The following is a 7520-nucleotide window of genomic DNA, read 5'->3' on the forward strand; positions in this document are numbered from 1 at the left end:
CGGCAGGAGGTAAACTGGCGCCATCCCATCGCGGGAGATTCGATCATGATCACCGTCTACGGCATCCGCAACTGAACGACGATGAAGAAGGCCTTCGCGTGGCTCGAAGGCAACGGCATCGAATACCGCTTTCACGACTACAAGAAAAGCGGCGTCCCGGCGGACAAGGTGAAAGCCTGGCTCGAGCAGGCGCGCTGGGAGGATCTCGTCAACACGAAGGGCAACACGTTCCGGCAGCTCCCACCCTCGAAGCAGCAGGGGCTCGACGCGACGCGCGCGGCTGCGCTCATGATGGAAGCGCCCAGCGTGATCAAGCGTCCGGTGATCGAGACGGACCAGGGGTTACTGCTGGGGTTCGACCCGGAACGCTACCAGGCTCTGCTCGGGAAGCGCGCGCGCGGGCGTTAAGGAAAAGGGGCTAAGGAAAAGGGGCCAGGCTCCGCTCAGGCGTGCGCGCCGCCGGCGGGCAGTTCCGCCAACTCGATCAGGCAATTCTCGGTCGCTTGCGGATCGATGAACGCGATGCGGCAGCCGGCATGGCCGATGCGCGGCACCTCGTCGATGAGCGGGATGCCCTTGGCCTTCAATTCGGCCAGCGCTGCATCGATGTCCTCGACTTCGAAGCAGATGTGATTGAGCCCGCCCTTGCCTTCCGCGACCATCTTCGCATGGCGGCTGTCGGCGGTGGTGCCGGCAATCAGCTCGACCATCGATTCGCCGACCGGATAGAGCGCGAGCCGCCGAATGGCGTTTTCCTCTACCGCGCCCAGCTTGATGCCGAAGCATTCCTCCCACAGGCGCCGGCTCGCCTCCACGTCGCGAACGACCACGCCGACATGCTCGATGCGCTTGATCTTCATGGCCTCACTCCCTTGCTGGTTGACGGTTGCCCGTACTGGCTGACGAGGTCGTCCGCACGGGTTGACGACGCTGCCCGCACTGGTGACGACGTTGCTCGTACTGGTTGAGGATGTTGCCCGCACACTGCAGGGCCCTCGAGCGCGAGCCTTCGGAGTGCATGCGGTTTCGTGCTCAGGCGGTTCCGGCCAGTGCCGCTGCCGGCTCGATGTCGAGGGTGGTAACGCGCCGCAGCTCGCGCCGGTACTCGAGATCCTCGAACGGCGTCGCGCGGTGCATGGTGCAGCGGTTGTCCCAGATGACCAGATCCCCGACGTGCCAGCTGTGCCGATAGACAAACTTGCGCTGAGTGGCGTGCTCGATCAGGTCCTTGAGCAGGAGACGACCGTCCGGCACCGGCCAGCCCAGAATGCGAAACGCGTGCGAGGCGAGATATAGCGACTTGCGGCCGGTGCGCGGCAGAGTTCGCACCAGCGGTTGCACGGCGCCCTTGAGTCGCTCCTTCTCGTCTTCGGAGAACTCGAAGCCGAGTGTCTGGCGCGAATAGGCGATGGAATGGTGAGCTTGCAGGCCGGCGATCCGCCCTTTGATCGCGTCGGGCAGCTCGTCGTATGCGCCACGCATGTTGGCAAACTCGGTGTCGGCGGCCACCGGCGGCACCACGCGCGCGTGCAGCATCGAATAGCGGCCGGGCGGACTCTGGAACGAGGCATCGGTGTGCCATAGGCGGTTCGCCAGGCTGTAAGCACGGCGCCTGTCGTCGGCCTGCATCACTTCGCCGCGATCGCTCACGTTGGAGATGTCGGTCAGGGCCTCGTCGCCGAAGCGATTCTTCTGCAAGGCACTGATGCCGGTCCTGGTGTGCAAGGCGCCGTCCAGGCGCTGCGCGAACGCGAGCTGGTCCGCGTCGGTCAGCGGCTGATCCCGGAACACCAGTACCGCATATTGGTCCATGCCGGAGCGGATGCGATCGAGCAGCTGCGGCGTATCGGCGCGGCGCAGGTCGATGCCATCGACTTCGGCGGCGAACAGCGGATGCAGCGGGCGAAAGATCGGGTTCATGCGCAAAGCCTAGGCGCTCGCGGCGCCGGAGTCAATCGTGTCGTGGCGCGCAACATCGCGGTGCGGCAAACTCGCGCGCAGAGCTCGCGCCGCGCAACTTCAGCGACGAGCGCAAGATCGCAGCGACGGGTCGTTCGCAAGCTCGCTCATGCCTCAGGCGGCATGGAAGTCGACGCCTCCTCGCGTAGAATCCGACCTTGGAGGAACGCGCGGGCGCGTATCGCGCGGCCACCGAGGACAACGTGCTCGGTCGCCGCCCCGTCGCAGAAGCTCAGCCGGACGACGGACTTCGGTCACGACACCGAGCGAGCTGGCCGCGCAGATCAAGGCGGAGGTGGCGAAGTGGCGGCGCGTGGTTCAGCAAGCCGGCATCAAGGTGGAATGAGCGCCGCGGCGGCGCCAAACAGCAAAGGAGGAAGCATGCAGCGGTCATCGATTGTCCTGGCGGCGCTCGCCGTAGCCTGCGCACCGGCGTGGGCTCAAACTTATCCGGCCAAGCCCATCCGGCTGATCCTGCCCTATCCGCCCGGGGGCGGCAGCGATACGATCGCCCGGCCGCTTGCGCAGGGGCTCACCGAATCGCTGGGCCAGCAGGCCGTGGTCGACAATCGCGGCGGCGCCAGCGGGACCATCGGCATGGAGCACGCCGCCAAGGCGCCTGCCGACGGTTACACCATTGTCATGGCACTCACCGCTCAGTTGGCCGTGAATCCGAGCCTGTTCAAGAAGCTGTCCTACGACCCGGTCAAGGACTTCGCGCCGATCACGCTGCTCGCGCAAGGACCTTACGTGCTCGCGGTGCATCCGTCGGTGCCGGTGAAGAACGTAAGCGAGCTCATAGCCCTCGCGCGCAAGCGGCCGAACGATCTCGCCTATGCCTCCTCGGGCAACGGCAGCGGCGGCCACCTGGCGGCGGAGCTCTTGAAGAGCATGACCGGCATCAAGATGCTGCATGTCCCGTACAAGGGCGGCGGACCCGCGCTGGTCGATCTCATCGCCGGACAGGTGCAGGTGCTGTTCACGACCTGGGCGTCCGGCCGCGGTCACATTCAGTCCGGACGCATACGGGCGCTCGCGGTGAGTACGGCCAAGCGGCCGAAGGCCATTCCCAACCTGCCCACCGTCGCCGAAAGCGGGGTTCCGGGCTATGACGCCGGAGTCTGGTACGCCGTGCTGGCGCCGGCGGGCACGCCCGCCGCAATCATCGACCGGCTCAATCGCGAGATCAAGACCGTGCTCGAGCGGCCCGACTATTCCAAGCTGCTGCGGGACTCTGCCATCGACCCTGTCGGCAGCACGCCCGATGAGCTCGGGGCCTACATCAGCAGTGAAATCGCCAAATGGGCCAAGGTCGTGCGGGACGCCGGAGTCCACATCGATTAAGACATTGTCGCGCTGGGCCGTTATAGACGGCGGAAGCATGACGTTGGCGATTTCCGGGGGCAACTCCGTACGGAGGGCGCGAAGAAGAAGACCTCGTTCTACGAAGCTCAACCCGGTTTCGGCGGCTCACGCTATTTGTTCGCGGAATGAGCCTTTCCCAGGTCGCGGTCATTGCTTCGAACGCCGAGACGAGGCACACGGTCAAGGACTACGTCGGTAAATCGCTGAAGTGGCAACCCGCAGTGCCTGCGTCGAAGACAACGTGCCCGATGGGACGCTCGCGCGGAACGCAACGGAGCGATGCATGGAGTTACCCGGACTTAGCCTGGTCGAAGACGAGCAGCAGCAGCTCGTTCTGAGATTCGCGCCCGCGGATAAAGCCACGCGGTCGACGGTCGACGTGCCCGGCTTGCGCGAGCTCGCCGGGGCGAAGGGCTACGCAGAGCTCGCGTTCGACGAGCGCAGTCTCGGCGCCGCGGTCATCAAGATCCGCCGCAGCGAACAGTGCGCGCTGGTGATTGCGCGCCGCACCGACGCCGAGTACCAGATCGAGATCGCGCCGGACGAGATGATCGCCTGGCTCACCGTGGTCGCGGCATGCGGCGGCACACCTGCCAACGCGCTGGACGCGGTCGCCGCGCTTGGCGCCCGCAACGTTCGCGAAGGCGTCGACGCGACTGCGGTCGAGGCGGCCGTCGAGCGCTGCGGCGTACGCCTCCAAGTCGCCAAGGGTACGCCGCCGCAGCCGGGCAAGGACGCGGTGCTGGAGCCGCTGGTGGAGTTGAACCGGCAGCGCCACCCGCAGATCGACGAGAGCGGCAACGCCGATTTGCACGATCTCGGCGACATCCCATCGGTCACTGCCGGCGAGGTCCTGATGCGGCGCCATCCGCCGCAACCCGGAGTGGCGGGCTGCAACGTGTTCGCACAGGTAGTACCTGCCCCGGTCAGCAAGGACATCGTTTTTGCAGCGCGGCTGCAGGGCGCTGTGCCGAGCCCGAACGACCCGGATCTGCTGCTGGCCGAAATCTCCGGGCAGCCGCTGCTGCACCGGGACGGCGTCTCGGTCGAGCCGATCGTGCGCTACGACGATATCGACCTTTCCGTGGGCAACGTGCAGTTTCCCGGCAGCATCGAAGTACGCGGCGATATCCGCAGCGGCATGAAGGTACGAGCCGAGGGCGATGTCGTCGTCAAGGGGGTGATCGAATCCGCGGACGTTTCGGCCGGCGGTGATGTCAAGGTCGACGGCGGGATCATCGGCCATTCGCTGACGCCGCGGGAGACGCAGCACAACGCGACGGCACGCACGGCCCGGATCTCGGCCGGAGGCAATATCAGCGCGCGCTTCATCGAAAATGCCGTCGTCGAAGCCCAGCACACCGTGCATGTCGCCGAGTCGATCGTGCAGTCCGACATTACCGGGCTCGACCAGGTGATTGCCGGCGGCAAGGGCAAGAAGGGCCGCATACTCGGTGGGCGCGTGCGCGCGACCCTGCTCGTCGCCGCCGACTTTCTCGGCGGCGAAGGTTCCGCACCGACCCGGATCACCGTCGGCATCAATCCGAAGCTGCAGCAGGAAATCGATGGCAACAAGCAGCGCCTGGAAGCGAAGCTCAAGGAGCACGACGACTTGAGCAAGGTGGTGAAGCTGCTGCAGGGACGCGCCGACAAGCAGGCGCTCTACGACAAGGCTCGCCTCACGCTGCAGAAGGTGTGCGCCGATATCGGCGAGGAAATGGAGCGCCAGGCCCAGCTCGAAGCGGCGGCGAAGCTTACGGACAACGCCAAGATCGTGGCTGGCGAGCGGTTGTGCTCGGGCGTCACCGTCTCCCTGGGCCAGCACACGCGCTACGTCAACGAGGATCTCGGTCGAGGCGTATTTCACCTCGACGAAGGCGGCGAGCTGGGTTTCGGAACCCTGGCTCGCGGCCAGTAGCTCGCCGCGGCATTGCCGCGAAGGCAGCATCCGGTCGGCGCGTGCGGATGCGCGCGAGCCGACCGGGTCGTACCCAGGGTTTGCCTCAGCGGCGCGCCGCCAGGCCAGCGGTACGCACCACCCCGCCCCACTTGTCGATCTCGGAGCGGATGTGGGCGGCGAACTGCTGCGGCGTCGCGGTTACCGGCTCGATGCCGATCTTTTCCATCTGCGAGCGGACCGTTGGCGACTCCACCGCACGCACGAGGATGCGATTGAGCTTCTCGACGATGGGCTTCGGCGTCGCGCTCGGCACCTGGATGCCGTACCAGGTCTCGTAGGAGTAACCTTCGATGCCCGCTTCCTGCATCGTCGGCACGTCGGGCAGGACCTTGGTGCGTTGCGTGCTCGTCAGCGCCAGCGGGCGCAGGCGCTCTTGCTTGACGAACGGCACCGCCGAAGCCAGCGTGGAGATGTAGAGATCGATGTTGCAGCAAGCGTGTGTCCGAGCGTGCTGCCCGCGCCTGGACGGTTGTCGACGACCACCGTCTGATTCAGGTCGGCCTGCATCTGGTTGGCAAGGATGCGCCCGATGATGTCGGTGCCGCCACCGGGTGCGAACGGAACGATGAGTCGGATCGGTTTTCGGGGAAAGTCGTCCGCGGCCTGGGCTGCGAACGGTGTGGCGAGCAATGCGAGTGCTGCGCAAAGCGCGGAACGTGGCATGAATGCGCCCTCCGATGGATTTCGCGGAAGCGTAAGCGCAGGCAGCCTGACCGCGCGACCTGCGTCGACGCTGGTGTGTCGCCGCGCGGATGCTTGCGCAAACCGCGCAGGAGGCTTGGGAGGTGTGTGGGACTCGTGCTAGGAAAGACCGCAGCAAAGCGTTCGGGTTCCAGCGGGTCGCCCTGTCAGGCGCGCGCGAAACCCGAGCCGCCAGGCGGAAGATACGCTTCAGGCGGCAGCGAACAAGAGCGAAGGGCCGTACGGCCGAAGGTGCAGCGTGCCTTCGGAGAACCTTAGCCCGGATACTTCACCAGGCCGGTCCAAATCGGGACGAAGGCTTTACGTAACGAAGTGCGCCCGATGAAACATTCGGGCTAGGAATGCTGCTCTCCCGCGACCTGCTTCACGGCCTTGACGATGTTGATATAGCCCGTGCAACGGCACAGATTGCCTTCGAGTCCGTGGTAGATCTCTTCGTCGGTGGGATGCGGGTTGTCCTGCAGCAGACCGGCAACCGCCATGATCATGCCGGGCGTGCAGAAGCCGCACTGCAGCGCGTGGCAGTCGGTGAATGCCTGCTGCACCGGGTGCAGCTGGCCGTCCTTCGCCAAGCCCTCGATGGTCACGATCTCGGCGCCATTCGCCTGCGCAGCCAGCACGGTGCAGGACTTTACCGCGCGCCCGTTCATGTGGATGGTGCAGCAGCCGCATTGCGTCGTATCGCAGCCGATGTGGGTACCCGTAAGCCCCAGCTCGTCGCGAAGGAGATTCACCAGCAGCGTCCGGTCCTCGACATCGCGCGTGTGCTTCACGCCGTTTACGGTGAGTCTGATCTTGGCCATTTCTCGTCCTGTCGTGTGAGTGGAAGCCCGCCTTACAGCTTCGCGACCGCGCGCCGGGTCATGACATTGACCAGGTTCGCCCGGTACTCGCGCGAGGCGTGCATGTCTTCGTTCATCTCCTGCGCATCGACGCTCAGCTTCTCGACCGCCTCGGGCGCGAGGTTCTTGCCTAGCGCGCGCTCGGCCTTGGTCCAGCGGAACACGCCGGGACCCGCACCGGTGACCGCGACGCGCACACCGCGACTGGTCACCGCCACGAACGCGGCGGTCATGGCGTACCCCGAAGCCGGATGGCGAAACTTTTCGTAGGCGGCTTTCTTCGGCAGCGGGAACGAAACCCGCGTGATGATCTCGCCCTCCTCCAAGGCCGTTGCGAACATGCCTTGAAAATAGTCCTGCGCCTTGATGCGGCGCCGGTTGGTGACGATGGTCGCGCCGAGCCCGAGCACCGCCGCCGGATAGTCCGCGGCGGGGTCGTTGTTCGCGAGCGAGCCGCCGATCGTGCCGAGATTGCGCACCTGCGGATCGCCGATTTGCTCCGCCAGGTACGCGAGCGCAGGAATGGCTTCGCGCACGTCCGGCGAGAACGCGACTTCGTAGTGGCGCACGCCGGCGCCGATCGACAGCTTGTCCTGGCTGCGCTTGATCGCGCGCAGGGCACCCAAGGCCCCGATGTCGACCAGGTGGGACGGACGCGCGAGCCTCTGCTTGAGCGTCGGAAGCAGCGTCAT

At 65.9% G+C, this 7520-nt stretch carries 8 protein-coding genes; 3 read left to right on the forward strand and 5 right to left on the reverse strand.

All coding sequences use genetic code 11. The features are described 5' to 3' along the window. Nucleotides 1–45 precede the first annotated feature (45 nt). On the forward strand, nucleotides 46–408 hold the full coding sequence (locus GEV05_05675; protein ID MPZ42883.1) for an ArsC family reductase: 363 nt from the start codon (nucleotides 46–48) through the stop codon (nucleotides 406–408). 35 nt (nucleotides 409–443) lie between these two features. Here the strand turns inward: GEV05_05675 and GEV05_05680 are convergent, their stop codons facing one another. Further along, nucleotides 444–860: a methylmalonyl-CoA epimerase gene (locus GEV05_05680; protein MPZ42884.1), complete on the reverse strand. Its 417-nt coding sequence runs from the start codon at nucleotides 858–860 to the stop codon at nucleotides 444–446. Between the two features lie 172 nt (nucleotides 861–1032). Then, the gene (locus tag GEV05_05685; protein ID MPZ42885.1) at nucleotides 1033–1920 is read right to left on the reverse strand and encodes a TauD/TfdA family dioxygenase; all 888 of its coding nucleotides are present in this window, start codon (nucleotides 1918–1920) and stop codon (nucleotides 1033–1035) included. 420 nt (nucleotides 1921–2340) lie between these two features. Here GEV05_05685 and GEV05_05690 point away from each other — a divergent pair, with 420 nt between their 5' ends. Both GEV05_05690 and GEV05_05695 read left to right on the forward strand, forming a co-directional pair. Continuing rightward, nucleotides 2341–3303 (forward strand): tripartite tricarboxylate transporter substrate binding protein, encoded by a 963-nt coding sequence (locus GEV05_05690; protein ID MPZ42886.1) that lies wholly within the window; start codon nucleotides 2341–2343, stop codon nucleotides 3301–3303. 304 nt (nucleotides 3304–3607) lie between these two features. Further along, complete coding sequence (locus tag GEV05_05695) at nucleotides 3608–5242, forward strand: DUF342 domain-containing protein (GenBank protein ID MPZ42887.1); 1635 nt, start codon at nucleotides 3608–3610, stop codon at nucleotides 5240–5242. Nucleotides 5243–5327: 85 nt separating this feature from the next. Here the strand turns inward: GEV05_05695 and GEV05_05700 are convergent, their stop codons facing one another. From GEV05_05700 to GEV05_05710, 3 genes are all read right to left on the reverse strand, one after another. Further along, complete coding sequence (locus tag GEV05_05700) at nucleotides 5328–6251, reverse strand: hypothetical protein (GenBank protein MPZ42888.1); 924 nt, start codon at nucleotides 6249–6251, stop codon at nucleotides 5328–5330. A 70-nt stretch (nucleotides 6252–6321) separates the two neighbouring features. Next, complete coding sequence (locus tag GEV05_05705; GenBank protein ID MPZ42889.1) at nucleotides 6322–6789, reverse strand: 2Fe-2S iron-sulfur cluster binding domain-containing protein; 468 nt, start codon at nucleotides 6787–6789, stop codon at nucleotides 6322–6324. A 32-nt stretch (nucleotides 6790–6821) separates the two neighbouring features. After that, a partial coding sequence (locus GEV05_05710) for a carbon monoxide dehydrogenase (protein ID MPZ42890.1) occupies nucleotides 6822–7520 on the reverse strand: 699 nt, incomplete at its 5' end.

The organism is Betaproteobacteria bacterium (genome assembly GCA_009377585.1).
GTDB lineage: Bacteria > Pseudomonadota > Gammaproteobacteria > Burkholderiales > WYBJ01 > WYBJ01.